General features: G+C 43.2%; 21 protein-coding genes. 5 read left to right on the forward strand and 16 right to left on the reverse strand.

Features of this window, described 5'->3' with window-relative positions; all coding sequences use genetic code 11:
• Position 1: 1 nt before the first annotated feature.
• From B2248_RS07925 to B2248_RS07940, 4 genes are read right to left on the reverse strand one after another with little or no spacing between them, the layout of a single operon-like run.
• Positions 2-418: a secondary thiamine-phosphate synthase enzyme YjbQ gene (locus tag B2248_RS07925; RefSeq protein WP_007144994.1), complete on the reverse strand. Its 417-nt coding sequence runs from the start codon at positions 416-418 to the stop codon at positions 2-4.
• A complete protein-coding gene (locus B2248_RS07930) occupies positions 418-1,461 on the reverse strand; it encodes an anthranilate phosphoribosyltransferase (RefSeq protein ID WP_273180517.1) in 1,044 nt (347 codons plus the stop codon). Before B2248_RS07930 ends, B2248_RS07925 begins: the two co-directional genes overlap by 1 nt.
• A 2-nt stretch (positions 1,462-1,463) precedes the next feature.
• The gene (ligA, locus tag B2248_RS07935; protein WP_273180518.1) at positions 1,464-3,482 is read right to left on the reverse strand and encodes an NAD-dependent DNA ligase LigA; all 2,019 of its coding nucleotides are present in this window, start codon (positions 3,480-3,482) and stop codon (positions 1,464-1,466) included.
• The gene (locus B2248_RS07940; protein WP_273180520.1) at positions 3,466-4,284 is read right to left on the reverse strand and encodes a cell division protein ZipA C-terminal FtsZ-binding domain-containing protein; all 819 of its coding nucleotides are present in this window, start codon (positions 4,282-4,284) and stop codon (positions 3,466-3,468) included. Before B2248_RS07940 ends, ligA begins: the two co-directional genes overlap by 17 nt.
• Before the next feature lie 62 nt (positions 4,285-4,346).
• Here B2248_RS07940 and queF point away from each other — a divergent pair, with 62 nt between their 5' ends.
• Positions 4,347-4,736, forward strand: a complete 390-nt coding sequence (gene queF / locus B2248_RS07945) for a preQ(1) synthase (RefSeq protein ID WP_273180521.1) — start codon at positions 4,347-4,349, stop codon at positions 4,734-4,736.
• 97 nt (positions 4,737-4,833) lie between these two features.
• Positions 4,834-5,565 (forward strand): sulfate transporter CysZ, encoded by a 732-nt coding sequence (cysZ, locus tag B2248_RS07950; protein ID WP_273180523.1) that lies wholly within the window; start codon positions 4,834-4,836, stop codon positions 5,563-5,565.
• Here the strand turns inward: cysZ and B2248_RS07955 are convergent, their stop codons facing one another.
• From B2248_RS07955 to B2248_RS07975, 5 genes are all read right to left on the reverse strand, one after another.
• Positions 5,566-5,769 carry a (2Fe-2S)-binding protein gene (locus B2248_RS07955; RefSeq protein ID WP_007144988.1) on the reverse strand — a complete coding sequence of 68 codons (204 nt, stop codon included), beginning with the start codon at positions 5,767-5,769 and terminating at the stop codon, positions 5,566-5,568.
• 15 nt (positions 5,770-5,784) lie between these two features.
• Positions 5,785-6,405 carry a LysE family translocator gene (locus tag B2248_RS07960; protein ID WP_273180525.1) on the reverse strand — a complete coding sequence of 207 codons (621 nt, stop codon included), beginning with the start codon at positions 6,403-6,405 and terminating at the stop codon, positions 5,785-5,787.
• Positions 6,406-6,483: 78 nt separating this feature from the next.
• Positions 6,484-6,633, reverse strand: a complete 150-nt coding sequence (locus B2248_RS07965) for a DUF3096 domain-containing protein (protein ID WP_007144986.1) — start codon at positions 6,631-6,633, stop codon at positions 6,484-6,486.
• Positions 6,634-6,677: 44 nt separating this feature from the next.
• Positions 6,678-7,283, reverse strand: coding sequence for an HD domain-containing protein (locus tag B2248_RS07970; RefSeq protein ID WP_273180527.1), 606 nt, complete (start codon positions 7,281-7,283; stop codon positions 6,678-6,680).
• Between the two features lie 39 nt (positions 7,284-7,322).
• On the reverse strand, positions 7,323-10,766 hold the full coding sequence (locus B2248_RS07975; RefSeq protein WP_273180529.1) for an acyl-[ACP]--phospholipid O-acyltransferase: 3,444 nt from the start codon (positions 10,764-10,766) through the stop codon (positions 7,323-7,325).
• 809 nt (positions 10,767-11,575) lie between these two features.
• Here B2248_RS07975 and B2248_RS07980 point away from each other — a divergent pair.
• Positions 11,576-12,847 carry a cation:proton antiporter gene (locus B2248_RS07980; RefSeq protein ID WP_007144980.1) on the forward strand — a complete coding sequence of 424 codons (1,272 nt, stop codon included), beginning with the start codon at positions 11,576-11,578 and terminating at the stop codon, positions 12,845-12,847.
• Positions 12,848-12,901: 54 nt separating this feature from the next.
• On the opposite strand, the gene B2248_RS07985 is transcribed toward B2248_RS07980, so the two are convergent.
• A complete protein-coding gene (locus tag B2248_RS07985) occupies positions 12,902-13,789 on the reverse strand; it encodes a LysR family transcriptional regulator (protein WP_007144979.1) in 888 nt (295 codons plus the stop codon).
• Positions 13,790-13,890: 101 nt separating this feature from the next.
• Here B2248_RS07985 and B2248_RS07990 point away from each other — a divergent pair, with 101 nt between their 5' ends.
• Positions 13,891-14,820, forward strand: a complete 930-nt coding sequence (locus B2248_RS07990; protein ID WP_273180532.1) for a DMT family transporter — start codon at positions 13,891-13,893, stop codon at positions 14,818-14,820.
• Here B2248_RS07990 and B2248_RS07995 read toward each other — a convergent pair.
• The 5 genes from B2248_RS07995 to B2248_RS08015 all read right to left on the reverse strand — a co-directional run bounded on the left by B2248_RS07995 (position 14,817) and on the right by B2248_RS08015 (position 18,112).
• Complete coding sequence (locus B2248_RS07995) at positions 14,817-15,128, reverse strand: DUF3861 family protein (protein WP_273180533.1); 312 nt, start codon at positions 15,126-15,128, stop codon at positions 14,817-14,819. The genes B2248_RS07990 and B2248_RS07995 overlap by 4 nt on opposite strands.
• Positions 15,129-15,323: 195 nt before the next feature.
• On the reverse strand, positions 15,324-15,788 hold the full coding sequence (locus B2248_RS08000; protein WP_007144976.1) for a DUF2059 domain-containing protein: 465 nt from the start codon (positions 15,786-15,788) through the stop codon (positions 15,324-15,326).
• A gap of 35 nt (positions 15,789-15,823) precedes the next feature.
• Complete coding sequence (locus B2248_RS08005) at positions 15,824-16,453, reverse strand: NUDIX hydrolase (RefSeq protein ID WP_007144975.1); 630 nt, start codon at positions 16,451-16,453, stop codon at positions 15,824-15,826.
• Positions 16,454-16,504: 51 nt separating this feature from the next.
• Positions 16,505-17,716 carry a hypothetical protein gene (locus B2248_RS08010; protein ID WP_273180536.1) on the reverse strand — a complete coding sequence of 404 codons (1,212 nt, stop codon included), beginning with the start codon at positions 17,714-17,716 and terminating at the stop codon, positions 16,505-16,507.
• Entirely contained in the window at positions 17,717-18,112 is a 396-nt protein-coding gene (locus tag B2248_RS08015; protein ID WP_273180538.1) for a GFA family protein, read from the reverse strand.
• Between the two features lie 208 nt (positions 18,113-18,320).
• Here B2248_RS08015 and B2248_RS08020 point away from each other — a divergent pair, with 208 nt between their 5' ends.
• Positions 18,321-20,009, forward strand: a complete 1,689-nt coding sequence (locus B2248_RS08020; protein WP_273180539.1) for a glycoside hydrolase family 76 protein — start codon at positions 18,321-18,323, stop codon at positions 20,007-20,009.
• Positions 20,010-20,116: 107 nt separating this feature from the next.
• On the opposite strand, the gene B2248_RS08025 is transcribed toward B2248_RS08020, so the two are convergent.
• A complete protein-coding gene (locus tag B2248_RS08025; RefSeq protein WP_273180541.1) occupies positions 20,117-21,766 on the reverse strand; it encodes a glucan biosynthesis protein in 1,650 nt (549 codons plus the stop codon).
• Positions 21,767-21,800 lie beyond the last annotated feature (34 nt).

The raw sequence follows: 21,800 nt of genomic DNA on the forward strand, positions 1-21,800 counted from the left end.
GTTATTCACCTATTATCGTCACAATAATGCGACGGCGTTGTTGATGGGTACGATGTTCCCACAAATAAATTCCTTGCCAAATGCCTAAATCACACTGTGCCCCACTTATCGGAACAGTTAGATCTGGATTGGTTAAAACCGTACGAATATGGGCACTCATATCATCCGGTCCCTCATCCTGATGCCTGAACATCGGATCGCCATCTGGCACCAAATGCTGCATAAAGGTTTCAAGATCGTGACGCACATCTGGATCAGCGTTTTCACAGAGCATTAATGAAGCACTGGTGTGTTGAACAAAGACATGACAAGTACCTGTAGACACACCAGACTCTGCAACAAGTTCTTGTATATCAGGGGTGATATTAGTGGTACCTCGTCCGGGACTTTTAAATGTTAATGTGCGCTGAAAAACCATTAGCCGAGACCTGCTTCAAAGTGCATTTTCGCTTTACCATTATCAATAATGCTCCTGACATAATCTGCGGCTTCACGCTGAGACACCATGACGCCACAATGCCAAAGTATGATGGCAGCGCCATAGACAAGACTATCGTATGCAGGACCTTTTACGCCTGATAAAGCTTGCTGACCTTCATCAAGTGTGCGTTGGGCAGTGACATCATCATCCGTTTTAACACCTCTGGTATCTTGTTCAATACCAAACTCTTCAGGATCCAGTGTGCAAGCCTGTAATTTACCGTTTAACAAACGATGATTATTTGACGGCTCACGTAATGTCGGTACTAAACCTCCCTCAAGGCCTCTGGCGATAAAAGCGGAATTATAACCAAATGCCTCAGCTAACCAGCCCAGAATGTCCGGATATTCTTTATGCACAAAACCAATACCCAAATGTGTCTGTTTTTTTGCTTTTAATGGCATAATCATTTTTTCTAATGTCGCCAGACTCGGACGTTTAATCATTTGCGTGCGTAGTGTTTGTAATGCAAATAAGGCAGGACTTGCCTGAGCCTGATCTAAATAGGCCCAGCCAATCTGATTATTCATCACGGCGTCAGACGCCTCGGCCGTCGATTTTTCAATATTGTAGCCAGCCAGTGATAAGACCTGAGCATGTGTAACACCAAACTTAGGGCCCATCTCGAACACCCCTTGTGACATGGTTGGTAAATCACAGGCAGCCAGAACGGCTGGCAAAAATGCAGTCATTGGGCAATGACGATTAAAGCCATTAAACGGGTCAGAAAAAATAAATAATTGGTCGACATCCACCGACTGGCAAATAGTCATTGACTGGCATGCTCTGAGAATACCTAAGTTTTCTTCATTGGTCTCACGCTTCATTCGCATGGCAATGAAGAATATCGCGGCTCGAACAGGATCTGCATTGCCTGACAAAATCTCCATCATCACATCAAACGCTTCTTGCTCAGTCAGGTCTTTACTGAGATGAGGTCCGGTAGCGACTTTTTTAATAGCGTCTGCAAGTGCTGTCATCATTATTCCTGTATTAACCACTGTTGTAATGTTGCTTCATCAACCACTTCAATACCAAGTGATTCTGCTTTTGTCAGCTTTGAACCAGCGTCAGCGCCAGCAACCACATAATCTGTTTTTTTCGACACACTGCCAGCGACTTTTGCGCCAAGTGCCAACAACTTTTCTTTCGCTTCACTGCGGGATAAGGTCTGTAGCGTTCCGGTTAAAACAATTGTCTTACCACTTAGCGCAGTATTGGTTTGTTTTTTCTCTTCCGTTGGCCAGTGAATACCTACGCTCAACAGACGCTCAATCACCTCACGATTATGTGATTGCTGAAAAAATGTCTCAATATGATGGGCAACTACTGGCCCTACATCTTCAATCTCCATCAAACTTTCTGAAGACGCCTGCATCAGTTCTTCCAGCGACGAGTAATGTAATGCTAGAGCGCGTGCTGTGGCTTCACCGACTTCCCGAATGCCTAATGCATAAAGAAAGCGCTGGAATCGTGTTGCTTTAGCCGCATTCAGCGCATTAACCAGGTTTTCAGCAGATTTTTGTCCCATGCGTTCCAGACTGGCGATAGTATCGACATCCAGTAAAAACAAATCTGCCACATCCTTGATATGGCCTGAATCCACAAGTTGCTCAACCAACTTATCACCCAGACCATCAATATCTAATGCTTTTCTTGAGGCAAAATGTTTAATCGCTTCTTTACGCTGTGCCGCACAAAACAAACCACCGCTACAACGAGATACCGCTTCACCCTCTTCCCGCTCCACATCCGAGCCACAAATAGGACAAGCCGTTGGCATAACAAACTCACGTGCATCATCAGGGCGCTTACTGATAATTACTTTCACGACCTCAGGAATCACATCGCCGGCTCGTCGCACAATAACGGTATCACCGATGCGGACATCTTTACGGCGTATTTCATCTTCATTGTGAAGTGTCGCATTGGACACCGTAACACCACCGACAAACACCGGTTTCAATCGAGCTACAGGCGTTAATGCCCCTGTGCGACCGACCTGAATTTCAATATCTTCAACCGTGGTCATCTCTTCCTGTGCAGGAAATTTATAGGCAATAGCCCACCGTGGCGCCCGCGACACAAAACCAAGTCGTTCCTGCAATGCGGTGTCATCAACTTTAAACACCACACCATCGATATCATATTCAAGGTTATCCCGACGCAAGGCCAGGTCATCAATATACTGCTGACAGGCTTCTAGGCCTTCTAACACTTTTAATTCAGGAGAAATACGACATCCCCAACCAGCAATCAATGTCATCGCTTCAGAATGACTGTTGGGGCGAGGCATACCTTCAATCACGCCGATACCATAGCAGTAAATTTCCAGCGGTCTGGATGCGGTAATCTTGGAATCCAGTTGTCTTAATGATCCGGCAGCTGCATTGCGAGGGTTCACGAACGGTTTTTTATTATTTGCCAACTGGGACTGGTTCAATTTTTCAAAGCCGGCCTTGGGCATAAAAATCTCACCACGAATCTCAACAACCGCTGGAATATGCTCGCCTTGCAGCTTTAATGGCACAGAATTGATAGTGCGAACATTGGCCGTCACATCCTCTCCAGTTGTACCATCACCACGGGTTGCCGCCTGAACTAAAATACCGTTCTCGTAACGAATGCTGATAGCCAGACCATCGAGTTTAGGCTCTGCAGCGTAGATTTGGGCTTTATCGGTATTTAACCAGTCACGAACACGTTTATCAAAAGCACTTAGCTCTTGCTGGTCAAAGACATTATCTAAAGACAACATCGGAATCGCATGCTGAACTTCATCAAACTTGTCCAGCGCCTGACCGCCTACGCGTTGAGTGGGCGAATCAGCAGATAATAACTGCGGATATTCGCTCTCTATCGCTTGTAGTTCACGGAATAAACGATCATATTCAGCATCCGGTACTTCGGGATTATCTAAAACGTAATACTGATAGCTGTAATGATTAAGAAGCTCACGTAACTCAGCAGCTCGCTGGGTAATATCAATTGAAATAGTCATTCGACAGGTGATCACTTTCGGCTTGGACAGACATTTGGTATTCAAATATTTTGGTTCGCATCGCTTCTACGGCATCTTCACTCACCGGCTGACGGGTTTCGTCACAGAGAATGCCGCCCAGTGACTGGGTCATATTTCTTGCTGTGTCCAGGAGATCATCAAATAAAGCTAAACCATTTACTGGTGCCGGTAACCGTGCAAAGATCAATAAGCCTGGTGTCGACATAGAAACAAATTTATCAGGCAAAAGTGTGCCAGGATCGATGATATTGGCGACACTGAATAAAGACTGCTTTCGTGAACCTTGAGTGAAACGGTGATAGATCTGCATATCACCAAAATGTAAGTCCTGTGCTTCCAGAGCCGCTTTTACGGCTTTGCCAGAAAACATCGTGCTTGACTCAGCCATAATCGTGAATGCAATAACCATATCCCAGTCTTGTGCTGGCGCAGGTTCTGGTTTAGCTTTCTTAGCTGGTTTTTCTTGTTGTTCAGTCTGGCTTAGTGGCTCTGATACCACATTATCTTCTTCTGTCAGCGCTAATGGCTCATCAAATAAATCAATGTCTATTTCGCTTGATTCTGTTTCACTAAACGATGACGTGGAAGATGGTGACTGCTCATGCAACTCTTGCTCAAAAAGCGCGTCAAAGCGTTCTTTGAACTCTTCATCTTCGTCGTTATGAAGATCCAGTTCACGCTCGAATTCACTGGCACGTTGCTGACTTTTATGATGGGCATACCAACTAGCAGCGGCAAACGCGATAAGGATAACAATGATCAGGATAATTATTTCAGACACTTAATATAATCTTTCAGTTAAGAGATAATAGTCGTTTTATTTTATTACTTCAGAGAGCAACCATGTCTACACAGCCAAGCAAACAATTAGAAACTTTCGATAATGCAACACCGGACCGCGATTATACCATTCACATCGAAACATCTGAATTTACCTGTCTGTGTCCTAAGACAGGACAACCTGATTTTGCCACAATCAAACTCGACTATGTTCCAGATGAAAAATGTGTTGAATTAAAGGCTTTCAAACTTTATATGTGGTCATACCGCGAACAGGGCGCATTCCACGAGAAAGTGACCAACACTATCCTAGATGATCTGGTGGCAGTATGTCAGCCCAGATTTATGCGTATAACAGGTATATTCAACGTGCGTGGTGGTGTCTATACCACAGTGGTCGCGGAGTATCGTAAAGAAGGCTGGGTAGCACCAGAGCCTGTCACCCTCCCTTAAATTATTATTCAGCGGCATCGGTATTGACTGATGCCGCTTTCTTAATCATCAAGCTATTAATGGTTAAGCCACTACTGCAACACTGAATGAGGCACTTATGCTAAAAATGATCCAAGGCGCACGTTACTTAATTCAGGGCTTCAGTTTAATTAATCAGCCCGGTATCAGACGCTTTGCTTATTTACCAATGCTGATAAATACCTTGTTATTCAGTGGCGCTATCTGGTTTGGTTTATCTCATTTCGAAGGCTGGCTTGAGGCACTGATGCCAAACTGGTTACCGGCATGGTTAGAAAGTGCGCTGACCTGGATCATCTGGCCACTTTTTGTGATCTTATTGGCCTTAATTGTATTTTTTACGTTTTCTATTATCGCCAATATACTCGCGGCACCGTTCAACGGTATTCTGGCAGAGATGGTTGAAAAGCAGGTTTCAGGGGCAAGCCCGCCAGATATGCCATGGACACAGGTCATTAAAGACACGCCTAAAATGGTGATGAATGAACTGCGTAAAACGGCTTATTTATTGCGTTGGATGTTGCCTTTATTATTACTCTCGTGGATTCCAGGCTTGAACCTTATCGCACCGGTTTTATGGTTTTTCTTATCAAGCTGGACTTTGGCGCTGGATTATCATGATTATCCGATGGGCAATCATTTATTGGGTTTTAAAGAACAGCGCGAAAAACTTCGTCAGCATCGCAGTCTGGCACTGGGATTTGGTTTTGCCACGCTAATCGCTACTATGATTCCTATTGTTAACTTTTTAGTCATTCCCGCAGCAGTTGCTGGCGCTACGATGTTGTATATAGAAAACCTGAAAACCTGATCAGGAAAGTCGCTGTACCAGTTCATCCAGCAAGGCTTCAATATCCCACTCACATGAGCCACAGCCTGACACAGCACCTGTTTTTCGTGAGATTGTATCGATATCGATAATACCCTGCTCAAACAAACTTTCTATCTTCGCCCTCGTGGTGCCACTGCAATCACAAATGATGTCATCCGGACGAGTTTGGCTATCATCCCCCATGTTTTACCCTTAAATTTATATAAATTTCACTATCAGATTAATCATTAACCACAACGCTGTCAGCAGCAGCATGACGGACATGATTTGATGACCTTTTTGTAATGGCAAAAAATGCTGCTGCACAAGATTGGCAAGATAAACATAAGTTAATTTTACCGAAGCTACTGCTACAGCAGTAGTAATTAACAATATCAGTGATGAAGATAATGTGATTTCGTTGTTATTGATAAAAACCGGTAGAATGCCAAGATAAAAAACAATAGCCTTATAATCGACCGCGGTTAACGTAAACCCTGCAACAAAACTCGCCCATGTGCTGTGTTTATTATGTGCTGACGAGAGAGTATCAAGTTTGCCTGCTCGCCAAAGCTGATAGCTGAATATCAGTAATATCAGCGCTGCCATTATTTGTACTAACGGCCAATATTGTTCTAACCACATTGCCACCACGGCCAGTCCAAAAATAGCTAATAACAAATACAGCAAATCTGCCAGAACGATGCCAAAACTCACCATTACACCGTGTTTCGCGCCACACGATAATGTTCTGGATACAACCAACATAACACTGGCACTCGGCAAGGCTGCCATGACAGCGAGCATTAAAAATAAGACGATAACATTAGATAAGGTCATTAGCTGATTACACTTCTATAAAAAAGCCCCGACTATTTTGTCGAGGCTTATTCATCATTCACGTTTAATTATGCTGGTTCATGGTGTGAGATTGATATGCGTACCAAACAAACCAACTAAGCCAATAATAATCAGGTAAATGGCAACAATATAATTCAGCAGACGTGGTACCAGTAGAATTAAAATGCCGGCAATCAGTGAAATCAGTGGGGTTAAAGCTAATGTCATTTGTCTCTCCTTGTCATTGGAACAATGGAGTATGCCTGTAGAGTCTATTTACTGGCAACTTCAGACTTATCATCCGCTAATAACCAGCCCTGCTCTGTTGCAAATGCAATCTTCTCACTAATCCATTGATGCAGTTCAGGAAATGTCTCTGCAATAAAGGCATGAGCAGTGTGTACTTGCGAGGCCTTTATTTGATGTAATTTCCAGGTTTTACCTTCAGCAGCAATATTCAATAAAAAAGGCAAAAGCCGATCCACCGCCTTCATCAATTTTGCTTCAGTGCTATCACCAAACTCCTGCTCATCCCAGACGGTAAGCAGGTCTTGGATACCATTACCTTGATGCTTGGCAAAGCGTTCCACACACTGTCGTTCCGCCTGATTTGCCGTATCTCTTTGCGCCGAATACAGAAACGTATCGCCGGCATCAACTTCACCTAAATCATGAACCAGCGCATATTGCAGTAATTTCGCCATATCTATATCTAACTGAAAATGCGCAGCCAAGCTCCAGCACGCCATGGCCAGATGCCAGGAATGCTCTGCAGAGTTTTCAAGACGTTCACCACCGGTAATATAACTACGACGATTAATATGCTTTAGCGCATCCAGCTCCATTAAAAAATCGGTCATCTGCTGCGTATCTGTCATATCTCTCTTCCAAGCCAACACGGTTTCATTGTTCTAGACTCACTCAACAGCATGTGCAGCCAATTTTTTTGCTGCATTTAAATCAGTTTTGCCTGTACCCAGTTTGGGGATCTCCTCTACATAGAGCAGTTTGCTGGGCTGCATTAACGGTGATAATTGTTCACTGATCGCCTGTTTTATCTCAGACTCCGCTTGTTCCTGGGTGTATAGCAACACGACTTTTTCACCTTTTTTATCATCGGCGACCGTGGTGGCTAGTATTTCCACCTCTTCGTTGATATATGGCTTTAGTGCTGATTCGATGGCACCAAGGCTAATCATTTCTCCACCGACCTTAGCGAAACGAGAATAACGATCCACAATCACCAGGAAACCATCTTCATCAAGATGCCCTTTATCACCAGTGTGATACCAACGTACGCCATCCTGCTCAGTAATCACTGCTTCAGTCTTTTCAGGATCATTAAGATAAGCCATCATCACTTGATTACCGCCAATCAGAATTAAACCATCTTCACCCGCTGCTAAATCTTCAAATGTATCAGGATTAACAATTCTGAAACGTGTACCAGGCAGAGGCATGCCGACGGTACCCAACTTACTGCCCACCTGTGTTGTTAGAGTATCAGGCGCCAGCTTATCTGGAATATTCACACTTGCCACGGGTGTAGTTTCCGTTGCACCGTAACCTTCGTAGATGGTTTTATTAAATTTAATTTTAAAGCTGTCACGCACATCTGGATTCAGTTTTTCAGCACCGGAGACAACAATACGTAAAGACTCCAACATTAACGGTTCCACTTTACGGTTACGCACATACATACGAAGAAATGTTGATGTACCACACAGAATCGTGCCACGGAAAGTCGCGATGCCTTTGGCAATATTTCTGACATCGGTTGGGTCCGGGTGACAAATCACTGGTAGTGACTCGACCAGTGGTAATAAGGTGGTCACGGTTAAGCCAAAAGCATGAAACAGCGGCAAAACAGACATAACCACATCATCACGTTCTGTATTAAGAACATCCGCTACCTGTTTGATATTACTGATAATATTTCGGTGCGACAGTAAGACACCTTTCGGCGACCCTTCACTGCCGGATGAAAATAGAATCACCGCAGGATCTTCAGCTTTTACCGCGGTCATATAACGCGCTTTGATAACTTCCAGCGGCATTAAACGGACAAAAATCATCATGCTGATGAAGTCACGCTTTTTAATATTCTGACGTAAATCTTCCATATAGAGCAGATTTTTCGCCTTATCTATAAGGCTCGCATCAAACCCTTTATTGCTGAGTTTTTCCACAAATTTTCTGGAAGTAATAATCGTGTTGATATCAGCTTTTTGGATGGCTGCAGCCACCGCCTCAGCTGAGGCGGTAAAGTTGAGATTGACCAGCGTTTTTCCCTTCAACAAACTGGCAATATTGGCAATAATCCCTGCACTGGAGCTTGGCATTAAAATGCCGATATTTTGATGGCAGTCAGTAGGAATCTGTTTAGAAAATAAAATCGATGCGCTCAACATCCTATGACCACTCATTGCAGAGCCTATGATGTCAGCGGCGGCCATTTCACTACCCTGACGTTTTAAACCTTTGATAATGGCTTCAGGTAATGGCTCCAAGGTTTCGGTATAACTCGTCCAGGCATCTACTGAGAGCTGCAAAACAGCTTGTTTCACCGCAACCCGATCTGAATTAATGGCGAGTGGTTCGCCAAAAGCCACAATTAAATCTGAAAAAGACTGTTTACTGCGCAGTGTTTTTAAACGATCACTTGAGCGGGAAAAACGACTTCCCCATAAACCACGCAGATAAAAAGGCACAATCACCGCATTGGCATTCGCTGCAGCGACTTCAAAGCCACGCTGAAACTCGCCCAAATGACCATTACGACTGATCGCGCCTTCCGGGAATAAACACACGACTTCACCGTTATTTAAACTTTCCCGTACCGCATCAAGTGCTTGTTTACTGCCCCCTGTACCAACAGGAATAATATTAAAGAACTCAAAGATAAAACGCAGATACCAGCGTTCATATATCGATTTTGCCATGACAAAGCGAAGCGGACGTGGGCTTGCCATTTGTACAATCGCCCAGTCTATCCAGCTGATATGGTTACCCAGCATCAATACACCACCACTGGCAGGAATACGTTCCATATTGAGTACTGTCAGACGGTAACGTAATGAAAACACCAATGAGACAACAAGACGTGCCAGTGACTGAGGTAACTGCGTAATAGTGTAGACAGCACCAATTAGAGCCACCGCCAACAAAATGGCAAAAATGCCCAGACTGTTCATACCCGCATAAGCAGCTAGCATCGTCAGGATCAGAAATGACAACATGGCAATGTTTTGCACAAAGTTATTCCCTGCCAGGATACGTCCCATCTGACCCGCTTTGGCATGATATTGAATCAAAGCATTCAGTGGCACCAGATAAAGTCCACCAAATACCCCGAGTAAAAAGAAGTTAATGGCCTGTAAAAATGGCGTGATAGCAAAGCTGACAAAGGCGACTGTTAATGCAACCCCCATTGCACCCACTGGAATAAGCCCGGTTTCAATATAATTTGACGATACTTTACCGGCCATAAATGCCCCAATCACAATCCCGATACCGGCAAAAGCCATCGTGCCTTGAATAATAATGGTGTTGTCAATGCCAGCAATATCTTTAGCAAAAGCCGGAAAGGTAGCCAGCATAACCTGACATAAAGACCAGAACACAGCCAGACCAATCACCGATCGAAAGATCACCTGGTTACTGGACAACTCTTTCATAATAGTAATGGCGGAACGACCACTAAGATAAGCTTTTGTATCGAATTCATGCTCTTTTCTGATGCTAGATTTTTGCTCGAGCTTTAATGTCGCGAACCACTCTATTGTGGATAAAAGCACTAAAATCCAGCCCAGCGAGGCAATCAACGGCAAAATATCCTCAGGCTGACGATAATAATGATTGCTCAATAAAGACTCGAAGCCAAAACTAAATGCCAGTGTCCCCAGCAAAATTGCTGTTGTCGTCACCGCCTGAATCACACCATTGCCTGAGGCAAGCTGTTTTACACCGACCAGTTCTTTTATATAGCCATACTTGGCTGGAGAATAAATCGCACTTTGAATAGACAATGCCAGTGTCATTAAAAAGGCAGCCCAGAACCAGCCTAGATAATAAAAAATCGTAATCAAAACAGTGGCAACGATGGCGGATAAGGCGCTGTATTGCATCACTTTATTTTTAGGATATTTATCAGAAAGAAACGATGATGGGGTCATCATCAGTATAAACGGTAACAGGATTAAGGCATTGACCAATGCTGAGAGCATGATTTGCACATCACCGTCATAGGTTTTAAAAATAGTGTTTTGTATCAGTATTTTATGCCCAAGATCGACAAAGGCATTCAAAAAAGCAATCAAACTGAATAATAAGAATCCTTTGATGGCAAATAACGCTCGCATGCACAGTCCTTTTGGTGAATCATCAATGACAGCCAACACGATACAACAGCCATTTACTATTAGGGAAGTGCAGCAGTTAGATCCTGCCACTAGATAAACGATAGTTAGCTGAGAGAGTATCGTTTATCACTTTGTTGAAAAACTGATTGAAAAAACGCAAATTGGCGGAGAAAAAATGACCGAACTCAGGACTTTGTTTATCGTGATAAACGCCATATCTTTTTGTTATTAATTAGCTATTTTGCTGCCTGGGGCGTGGCTGCCCGCTGGTTAAAGTGTTAAGTAAAGTGTTTGTCATGAGTCAGGAGAACCGGCTTTGGTGTTGTTTGCGTATCATGGCACCTACTTTTGTCTCGCCTTCCCCACTGGCTGTATTTTAATTGTCGCCACCTATGGTTATTTTGATCTTAAAAGTCCGCGTAAATAAAACAAACCAACTGCGTTGCTAATACTAAATTAACCATTTTCATAGCGACCGTTAAAACTGACAAAATTAGTTTTTACAGGCCGATGGAATAGCATTAAACTTGTCGCGCTTGTCTGAACGATGGCTGAAATGTTCAAAGCAGAAGTAGTAAGGTCCCACATCTCGATTTGTCTATTAGCAAATTCCAATTTTGGCATCACTTCTGTGATAACAATGCTGTCTCACAGCGATCATATTTTGTGGCTATGTGATCGGGAACAAATTGCCTGACTTTAGCTCTACACACCATTGATTCAGTCAATATTTAAGTACTGTTCTCACAGTAGCGCTAATGCGTTTGCTCTGAAAACAGATCTTAAAATTTAAAAATTTGGAGCAACCCATGAACGCTTGGTATTTCCTCTGCTTTTTATCGGCGGTGTCGGTATTTATTGCTTTTGCTAATCAATATCTACTGAGGTTGCAAACGACTATTGCTATCACCACTGGCTCAGTAGCCATGTCACTTCTGTTGATGGCATTAATTAAATTTGGTGGTAATGATCTGGCTGCATCCATCAGCGAAGCGTTTCAGGGATTAAACTTTAACCTTTTGTTATTAAAAGGGATGTTAGGCTTTCTTCTGTTTGCTGGCGCCCTGGAAATTGACTTACATCTGCTTCGTCAGCAACGCTGGGAAATCACCATCATGGCGTTGTTCTCCACCCTACTTTCTACCGTATTGATTGGCTATGCCAGTTTCTGGGTATTAGGTCTTTTGGGCTGGAACCTGCCATTAATTTATTGCATGTTATTCGGCGCATTAATCAGCCCGACGGATCCGATAGCCGTACTCGCGATTATCAAAAAGATGAACGCACCTGAAAAAATATCTGTGCAGGTAGAAGGTGAATCGCTGTTTAACGACGGTGTCGGTCTGGTCGTTTTTACCACTATCTTTGCTTTAGCGTTCTCAGGTGCTGAACCTACCTTTTCTGGGGTAGCAGAGCTGTTTTTGGTGGATGCGGTTGGCGGTATCGTATTTGGCGCTGTGCTGGCCTTTGTAGCTCACTGGTGTATCTGTCGTAGTAATGATTCCAGTATTGAACTGCTAATTACTTTATGTATTCCAAGTGCAGGTTATGCATTAGCCAATGTGATTGATGTCTCAGGACCTCTAGCCATGGTGGTGAGTGGTATTGTTATCGGCAATATCACCCGTACCGTCGGTTTCTCGGAACATAGTCAGTTTACCTTGTCACACTTCTGGCACACGGTAGATGCATTCCTAAATGCGCTTCTTTTTCTGTTAATCGGCCTGATGTTAGTAATTCTGCCAGTTAGCTGGACAGAAATCGGCCTGGGACTGGTGATGATTCCTTTGGTTCTTCTGGCCCGTTTTGCTAGCGTCGCTGTTCCTTATATTGGTTTTAAACGCTTCAGAACCTACGACGCACACGCTATTAAAATCCTGACTTGGGGAGGCTTGCGTGGCGGTCTGGCACTGGCCATGGCAGCCTCTATTCCAAAAGAAGTTTTATTTGTAAATGGTGTCGATTACCACACCCTATTATTGATGATGACCTATGTTGTGGTGATTTTCTCAATCGTTGTTCAGGGTTCAACCATTGCACCACTGATTAAACGTAGTATTGAAGCTCAGAAATCAGCATAGAGAAATAAACGGCATGGCTAACATGTCATGTCGTTTTTTCTGACTGCAGCCATCTCATTTTTTCTGACACCATGCTTTCATATAATCAATAAATGCCCGGGCTTTGCTCGATAAATACATAGTGGGCAAATACATCGCATAGATATTTGCCCCCGGCGTTTCATACTCTTCCAGCACCGCTTCTAACTGTCCTGATGCGATAGCTTTATCGACGGTATAGGACGTCAACATAATGACCCCCATGCCACCAATAGCGGCTTCCAACATCGCATCGGTGTTATTGACATTAAACCGCCCTTTGACCTCAACCGTTTCTATTTCCGTGTTTTTTTCAAAAATCCAATGGTTATAAGTCGGATTGGGGGTATAAACAATGGCTTGATGCGCTGCCAAATCTGCCGGTACCTTTGGTTTGCCAAACTTCTGCCAATACGCGGGTGATGCACAAACAACGCGATGTGTTGTGCTAAGGAGTTTAGCCACATACAGTGGTGGCGGCTCTCGAGTTAAACGAATAGCAATATCGTAACCTTCATCGGCCAAATCAACCGTTCTGTCACTAACATCCATTTCAACAGACACTTCAGGATATTCATCAAGAAAACCTGGAATCGCTTCAGCCACCTGATGTGATCCAAAGGTAACCGGTGCTGTAATGCGTAATAAACCACGGGGTGTATCGTTTAAATACGTCACTGCCGCCTCAGCTTCATGGGCTACCGATATTACTTTACGGCAATGGTGATAAAAAATACGGCCTTCTTCAGTCAGGCTTAAGCGACGTGTTGATCGGAATAACAGTCTTGCTCCGAGTTCTTTTTCCAATGCTGTAATTCTTTTGCTTACTACAGGTGTTGAAATACCTAGTTGTTTTGCTGCAGCAGTAAATCCACCTGCATCAATTACAGCGCCAAAGATCACCATATCATCCAGCGATTGCATAATCATTCCCAAATATTCAGAAACAATAATTTTCTAAAAACAGCAATTATAGATTTATAGGAAAAAGTTACAATAACTCCACTATAAAAAAGGATCGTGTGATGGATACAAAAAATATGAGCTGGGGGATTGTGATGCTGCTTGCTGCCACACTTTCATGGGGTGGAATGTTTCCTATCGCTAAGCCTGCTTTAGAGATTATTGATCCCTACTACATCACGCTGATTCGTTATGGAATTGCTGCTGTGCTTTTTGTCGTCATCTTATGGTGTGTTGAAGGCAAACAAGCATTTCGGCTTCATAACAGATTATTACCATTACTTTTTCTCGGTACATTAGGGTTTGCAGGATTCAATCTGCTGGCGTTTAGCGGACTCACACACTCTAAACCAGAACATGGCGCCGTCATTATTACCATGATGCCGATGATAACGGTTTTACTTAGCTGGTTTCTAAAAGGCCATAAACCCCATACCTTTACCTTAGTGACAATTATGGCTGCATTTCTTGGTGTGTTTTTAGTGATAACAAGTGGTCACCCACAACAAGCCTTTGCTGGGGGTAAGTTGGAATGGGATTTGTTATTCCTGAGCGGTGCTATCTGCTGGGTCGCTTATACGATGGGAGCAGAACGCTTCCCAGACTGGTCTCCACTTCGTTACACCACCATTACCTGTGTATTGGGTGCCATTGCCATCGGTATCATCACGTTTGTACTCACCATAAATCATGATATTCATACACCCACCCTGGCAACACTTGGTGAGCTTCATTGGACCATCGCTTATTTGGTCATTATGGGGGCATTAATTGCCGTCTTAAGCTGGAATGCGGGCATTAAATTACTCGGTCCCGTAAATGGTGTTTTATTTATTAATTTTGTCCCTATTACCGCATTTACCATTGGGGTAATCAATGGTCGCTCATTTAGTCATGCAGAAATACTTGGAGCAGCCATCGTGATAACGGCATTAATTTCAAACAATCTGTTTTTACGCTACAGGCAACAAATGACACTCGTTAAGAGTTAGCCATATCGAGTTAGCATCTCCTGTTGAGAAGACTGTTTGAGCAGATCCATGAAGTGTTTAAAAAATGGTTGAAAATCAGAAAATATGGCTTTGTTTTTGTTTTCAGCCATCACATCACTGAGTAACTTCAAGCCCAGTGCAAATGACGCCGCAGACTCTGTAGTAAAGTCTCCCCGCTTTTGCAGGCATTCAGCCATCATCAATAACTCATCCTGACTATCGATATGAAATGACAGCGGTGAGGCAACATAGATATTTGTTTCTTGATTCGTCACAGATTGTAATGTGACCCTCATCGGCTTTTTCATTAGCAATGACTCCTCTTGGCAAAAATGGATAACGACGAGCCAGTTACAGTCAGCATGGAAGGCGTCTCATCGTTGCCAAAGAGTATTACTGATATAAAGTTAAAGCTGAGTTAATGAGCGTGTAAAACTATGCAAAGATATGACAATGAAATTCAACCCAATAGCATACGCAGCTACCGGGTTGAATTATTAAACTTATTTTGCTTCTTTTTTAAGGCGTTCCGCTTCAGCTTTAATCATCGCCTCTAACTCACCGATATGAGCTTGTACTCGTTTAGCACCGATTTCACCGCCTTGGCGCATCAGCTGAGGCATCAATTTAATCGCTTTTTGCCCTGTTTTACTGCCATAAAAATCACGGATATCTTTTAACTCTTGTGCGGTAAACGCGTCGGCATAAATTCGAATAATGTCAGGCTTTAAGCTTTCATAACTCATATACTTTTTGAAAAACGTCAACATCACCGAACGAAATGGCGCCAATGATGGGTTATTGTTAATTTGCACATCCAGCATCTGTTCCATTGACTGCTCTAATGCTGACTTCATGCCGACCGCTTCCATCAGTTCAGCCGCTTCTTTTTCTGATGCCGTATCAGCGAGGGTTATCTGACTGGCAGCTAACAGTAATGCCAGAGCAAAAAATTGAATAAATTTCATTTCATCTCCATAGGGTATTAAAAATAAATGTTGGTCTAATCAAATAAGGTAGGTCGAGCAGGATTACACACAAACTCCCAAGCATGATGAATATCAGTGGCAATCACTCTCCCTTTGGATAAGGGTGGCAAATCATCAATCGAAAAATAGCCCACATCATCCGTTTCCATCCCAGCTTTTATTTCTTGCTCCGGCAGCGCTTCACATAAGAAAAAAAGCTTGTAAAAATCACGGATATCCGGTGTATATTCACCTTTAGCTTTATGTCTGACTGCATATAAATGTGACGCTTTGACAATAATTCCGGCCTCTTCAAACACTTCTTTTTCGGTATTCTCAGCTGCCGATAGACCTAAATCAGCATAACCACCGGGTAAACTCCACAAACCGTCAATCTTTTCTTTCACTAGTAATACACGTTTATCTTTGAATACGACGCCTCTAACATCAATTTTTGGTGTAATGTAACCGCCATCATCGACATCAGGGCGAAATAAATTTTCAATCGCGGTTAAGGGTGTATTAGCTAATGAAGCCAACAGTTGCTGAGCTAGTGTTGAAATATCCTGATAGCGTTCAAGATCATATTCGTTATGACTAAATTCACGTCCTGTCTCTGCAATAGCATGTATGCGCTTTACCGCTTGCAGCCAAATGTTTTCCATTTTTTCTTCCTCGCATCATAAGAGTTTAACGTCGATACGACTCATTTCTTTTTAGCCACCAGAAGGTATACCAAAAACAAATACGCTAAAACACATTATCGAAATCAACGCAAAAAAACGACTTTGCCAGGTCTGTTTTTGCTGATGCGCAACAATAGAAGCCACCAGACTTTGCAGAAAATAAAATAATGCAAACGCACGAGAAGCATAAGCAATGATTTCATTCACATTGGTTGCCCAGGTAAGCATGATCGTGACAACCATAATAATCAGATAAACATATCGAATAGATAGCTTGTGCTGCACAATATCCTGCAGCAAACCACCGGCACCTGAGGTATCGGCAACCGCGGCGCTGAACTGACTACCCACAGCAGCAATAGAAATTAATATTGGCAAAACCACAGCAACAGGTAGCATGATGTTAGTGATAGCTGTCACATCGGCATCCAGTCCGGAGTGGAATAGCACGGTCGACAGACTGATAAACAACACATAAATCACGGCAGAGATAATTTGAGCCCTACGCATGGTTTGAATTCTTTCATCTGCTGAATGCTCATCTTGCAAATAACGTGAAGTTTCGAAGCCCTGAACCACGATCAATAAGCCCAGTAATACCCGAAAGTCATGCAGATTTATCTCTGAGGACATATCAGGTAACCGCCACTCGCCGCCCAGAAGTAAATGTATATTGTATGCACATAATGCAAACAGAAGCCCGACAATCATTCCCAGGTTTAGACTCACAGCATAGGTTTCGATTTTCTCCAACTCGTCTAACCCACGCCACATGCCAATACCGCCAATCGCTACTAACAGAGCCGTGGTAATGATATTGGCATAAACATCACCACTTACACCAACAGCATTTAATACAAAAGCAGCAAGCAACTGTAAATAATAAGTCACGGAAATAAAGTAGGCGACAGCCAGTACAATTCTCGACAAAAAAGCAACGTTTTGTGCGGTTCCCTGCTGATGTTCTATCGGTTCAAAGTGACGAATATTAAAACGAATAGCATGTCCAACGGCACAAGCTATAAGCAATAATGCCACAATACATAAGACAGCATAGTTGCCTACCGTATTTGCCAGTAGTGGTGCGCTAATAAGGAAACCACTCCCCATGATGGATGCCAGCGGCGTGACTGTTGCTTTCCATGATGAGGACTGCTTTAAGCGTTTAGAAAAAGCCAGATAAGCTGCTACAGCTAAGGCAATAACAATAATGACAGTATTCAAAACTACTGAAGACTGCATTTATGGGCGTTCAGCAAACTGAGGGACGTCATCACAAATTTGATGCCAAGATGCTTTTGAACTCACAAAGATATGGGCTTGTGGTTTGATATCGACTGCCGTATCGAGTGTGCCTAAACGTAACCGTATAATTTCAGGCATGGTGCTACGTTTACTATAAAGCTGTGAACCACAGAGCTGACAAAACACCCGGAAAACACCCGGTGAAGATTCATATTCGGCTATCGCCTTTTCGCCAGTGTTAAGGTGAAACTTGTTACTCTCTACAGCCGCATTAATCGCATAAGCAGAGCCACTGGCTTTTCGACAATTTTGGCAATGACAGATCATCGTGGGTCCGAGTTCACTATCAATCTCATACTGAACAGACTGACACAAACAACTGCCTTTCAACATACCTACCTCATAACAAATGTGAATAATGGCAACTATAATTTCACGTTAACCATGAATGACTGTGGTCATTCTTAAGAAAGCTTACACGATCATCCCCTTTTTCTGAATGTGCGATTTTCAATAATTCTTAATTGGTATGGATATATTTCGTATTTCATCACTCCAACACACAATCCTTCTTACTTTTTGGTTTCAAAAGGAGATATGTATGATGAGATTGATTGTCACCTTATGTGTGACTGTTTTGTTTATGCCTCTGGTACAAGCCGATGTCGCAGAAACAAAGTTAGAGAACGAGGCATTACAGATAGATCATCAAACCTTCAGGCAAGAAGTGGTTCGTTATGTGCGTAGCATAGCCATGGAAAATGAAGATAATTCAACCAAAACAGCACTCACTCAATTAGAAAAAGAATGGAATAACCATTATCAGCAAACGCATTGGCGTGTTCACATTGTCAGTTATCACGAAGGTAACGTGTTGGGTGAAGGAGATGCATCGGGAGCCTCACTGACAGAAACACTGCAGCAAGCCACACAAGCATCGTTAGCCGATACGGTTATCACGTCTAAAACCGATCTGAATGACTATTATTTCAAAGTGAGTTTCGACTATCACCCAGATCACGTTTATGCCATGGTAAATAATGAAGACAACGCTTATGAAGTTCAGGGCGATCGTGTCATCGTTCGTCATGTAGATAGAGAACGCATTGAGAATCAAATAAAGCAAAGTAAAGCGTATTTATTACGTGCCATTAATAATGACTATTCCGGTATTTTCAAGTTTTATGACGCCGAGCATGATACATCTGAGAAACTGCTGCGAACGACTTACTCAGCGACAACGTTAAATACACTAATACGTCTAAATCAACACCAGAAAGATATCGAGTTGCAATCCTACTTTGAAGGCATGGCACAGTTTCTACTCGACAGACAGTTAACATCAGGCCCCAATGCAGGCGGATTTGATTATGGTGTCGATCCTGAAACTAATGAAGAAACCTGTCGTATTGTTGTTGGTACCACATCTAAAACGATCTTTACCCTGTTGTTGCTTCACAATATGACACCTGATGAGGAGAAATACCTGCAATCCGCGCAATCGGCTGGCAATTGGCTACTAAAGATGATCAATGATGACGGCACTGTGACACCGGTTGCTCAATGCGAAGATGATAAGTGGAGCTACAACAACAAACAGTCCATTCTTTATTCCGGTCAGGTGGTATCTGCCCTCTCTCGTCTCTACGCCATAACTAAGGACCAACGCTATTTAGAGGGTGCCAAACAAGTGGCCAGCCAGTTAATTCGTGAGGTCGGCCTGCATGGCGCACTGGTCGGCGATGAATATCGTCCGGCTAATTCCATATCATCCAGTTGGATAATGATGGCTTTAATCGATCTGGCTAAAGTTGATCCCACGCCCGTTTACATAAAAACTATTTTACAAATTGGCGACGTACTATTAGAGCGACAGATCAACCAGCCTGACGATGCCTATAATCATGGTCGCTACCTCGATGCCATGACAACCAGCGGTAATGGCTGGATCAATGAAGTCATAGGAGAAATGGTACCTTTCTGTGAACAACAGAAATTAGGTGACTGTGATCAGTATCGTGATGCTATGCGTAAAACCAGTCGCTGGTTATTACAAAACACCTATAACGAAAACAATACCTACAATATTACTAATCCCAAACAGGCTATAGGTGGTTTTATCAATAACTTCAGTAGCCAGAAAGTAAGAACGGACGCCGTTTGCCATGGCTTAAACGGCTTATTAAGTATGTTGGACAACGAGCCTGATGATAAAGATGTTTTTATCGATTTACCTGAACGTCCACTAACAGAACTGTTACCGCTATTACGCGCTGGTGAATATAATTAATGGGCCAATAGCCTGCGCAGGTCAATCAAATACTGGCCGCCTTTATATAACTATCCCACTATGTCACACATAAAAAAAGCAGATGTTAAACATCTGCTTTTTTATTGTTAAGGATTATGTAAATCCCGCTCATTTTGCGGTGGCGGAGTCCATTGATAAATCCAGGTTTCCGTTAGAGGCTGACCTCCGGCTTCAAGGTAAACTCGCAGATTGATGGGATCTGTACTGTTATCGGGTGGCACCACATCAAACATGGCCCGGTATCCATCAATTGCATGCTGAGGCCGAGCTGAGGTAATTTCCACTTTACCCGCAGAAGTCGTAATGACAGGTTTCACTTGGGCATCATCAGCTAGCATTGGCAAACTGCCACCGGCAAAATCGATGACAAATCGTTTACTGTAATACTGACGGTGTTGACCTATTACGCCACCAATGCCGGTAAACGTATCTACCACTTTGGCACGTTCAGGTTCAACTGGCGGCACACCACCCCAATACATTTTATAGCTATAAAGTAATTCCTCACCTGGTTTCACAGGTTTGTCAGGGTTCCAGAAAGCCACAATATTATCGAAGGTTTCATCCAGGGTCGGGATCTCAACTAACTGCACTGAACCTTTCCCCCAATTGCCTTCCGGCTCAATCCATAGACTGGGTCTGCGGTCATAAAACACCCCATCATCCTGATAGTGATCAAATTTGCGATCACGTTGCATCAGGCCAAATCCTTGTGGATTATTGTCGGCATAGGCATTAAATCTCAGATTACGAGGATTTGTCAGCGGACGCCAAATCCACTCGCCATTGCCCATATGAACTGATAAGCCATCGGAGTCATGAATTTCAGGTCGCCAGTCCCAGTCTGTGCGTTTATCGTTCTCACCGATCATGTACATACTGGTTAACGGTGCGATACCTAAACGTTCAATTGCTTTACGCGGATACAGTGCTGCATCCACTTTCACTTTCAGTCGGTCACCTGGTTGAATATCAAAACGATAGGCCCCAGTTACACTTTCAGAATCCAGAAGTGCGTAGACAGTGGTGATATCACTGCCCGGCTTTGGCTGCTCCAACCAGAAATGGGTAAACATCGGAAATTCTTCAGGTCGAGGCATCGCCGTATCCACCGCCAATCCACGTGCAGATAAACCGTACTGCATTTCTTTACCCACAGCACGGAAGTAGCTGGCCCCCAGGAAAGCAATCACGTCCCGTTTCCAGTCAGTATGGAATTGCATTCTAAATCCGGCGTAACCTAAGTCTTCAGGTAATGTCTTACCATCAATTCCTGTTTTGCCGTAATCAAACATTTTAGATGAGTACTCAATCGGCATTGTTTTACCATCTTTTAGCTCTGAGATATGTACTGGCGTATCAAAATACAGACCTAAATGAAAAAGCTCCGCACGAAACTCACTATCATCATTTCGCCAAAGTGCCTTATCTTTTTTAAACTGTAATTGCTGATAATCATCCCAGCTCATACCTTTAATGCTTTTGGGTAACTCGCCCTTGTGGCTGATATAGGCTTTTTCAGATAATGCTCTGGCATAGCCTTTTAACCAGGCATAGCTAAATTTCTCACCTGCCGGTGGCGACACAGGATCAGTAATGGCATAACTGAGCTGACTGGTGGCCAGGCCGATAGCGAATGCACAACCAATAGCAATATGCCTTAGCAAGCTAGATGATGTACTGACATGACTCAAACTAGGTTTATCATTTTTCTTAAGGATTAGGTTCAATTCCATAAACTCACTCTGATTAAAATACTTGCTGACAAAC

The organism is Methylophaga sp. UBA2012 (genome assembly GCF_002335235.1).
GTDB classification, from domain to species: domain Bacteria; phylum Pseudomonadota; class Gammaproteobacteria; order Nitrosococcales; family Methylophagaceae; genus Methylophaga; species Methylophaga thalassica.

Bases quoted from the DNA above. Each gene is read 5' to 3' on its own strand.
- B2248_RS07925 (WP_007144994.1), bottom strand. From the start codon at position 418: ATGGTTTTTCAGCGCACATTAACATTTAAAAGTCCCGGACGAGGTACC.
- B2248_RS07930 (WP_273180517.1), bottom strand. From the start codon at position 1,461: ATGACAGCACTTGCAGACGCTATTAAAAAAGTCGCTACCGGACCTCAT.
- ligA (WP_273180518.1), bottom strand. From the start codon at position 3,482: ATGACTATTTCAATTGATATTACCCAGCGAGCTGCTGAGTTACGTGAG.
- queF (WP_273180521.1), top strand. From the start codon at position 4,347: ATGTCTACACAGCCAAGCAAACAATTAGAAACTTTCGATAATGCAACA.
- cysZ (WP_273180523.1), top strand. From the start codon at position 4,834: ATGCTAAAAATGATCCAAGGCGCACGTTACTTAATTCAGGGCTTCAGT.
- B2248_RS07955 (WP_007144988.1), bottom strand. From the start codon at position 5,769: ATGGGGGATGATAGCCAAACTCGTCCGGATGACATCATTTGTGATTGC.
- B2248_RS07960 (WP_273180525.1), bottom strand. From the start codon at position 6,405: ATGACCTTATCTAATGTTATCGTCTTATTTTTAATGCTCGCTGTCATG.
- B2248_RS07965 (WP_007144986.1), bottom strand. From the start codon at position 6,633: ATGACATTAGCTTTAACCCCACTGATTTCACTGATTGCCGGCATTTTA.
- B2248_RS07970 (WP_273180527.1), bottom strand. From the start codon at position 7,283: ATGACAGATACGCAGCAGATGACCGATTTTTTAATGGAGCTGGATGCG.
- B2248_RS07975 (WP_273180529.1), bottom strand. From the start codon at position 10,766: ATGCGAGCGTTATTTGCCATCAAAGGATTCTTATTATTCAGTTTGATT.
- B2248_RS07980 (WP_007144980.1), top strand. From the start codon at position 11,576: ATGAACGCTTGGTATTTCCTCTGCTTTTTATCGGCGGTGTCGGTATTT.
- B2248_RS07985 (WP_007144979.1), bottom strand. From the start codon at position 13,789: ATGCAATCGCTGGATGATATGGTGATCTTTGGCGCTGTAATTGATGCA.
- B2248_RS07990 (WP_273180532.1), top strand. From the start codon at position 13,891: ATGGATACAAAAAATATGAGCTGGGGGATTGTGATGCTGCTTGCTGCC.
- B2248_RS07995 (WP_273180533.1), bottom strand. From the start codon at position 15,128: ATGAAAAAGCCGATGAGGGTCACATTACAATCTGTGACGAATCAAGAA.
- B2248_RS08000 (WP_007144976.1), bottom strand. From the start codon at position 15,788: ATGAAATTTATTCAATTTTTTGCTCTGGCATTACTGTTAGCTGCCAGT.
- B2248_RS08005 (WP_007144975.1), bottom strand. From the start codon at position 16,453: ATGGAAAACATTTGGCTGCAAGCGGTAAAGCGCATACATGCTATTGCA.
- B2248_RS08010 (WP_273180536.1), bottom strand. From the start codon at position 17,716: ATGCAGTCTTCAGTAGTTTTGAATACTGTCATTATTGTTATTGCCTTA.
- B2248_RS08015 (WP_273180538.1), bottom strand. From the start codon at position 18,112: ATGTTGAAAGGCAGTTGTTTGTGTCAGTCTGTTCAGTATGAGATTGAT.
- B2248_RS08020 (WP_273180539.1), top strand. From the start codon at position 18,321: ATGATGAGATTGATTGTCACCTTATGTGTGACTGTTTTGTTTATGCCT.
- B2248_RS08025 (WP_273180541.1), bottom strand. From the start codon at position 21,766: ATGGAATTGAACCTAATCCTTAAGAAAAATGATAAACCTAGTTTGAGT.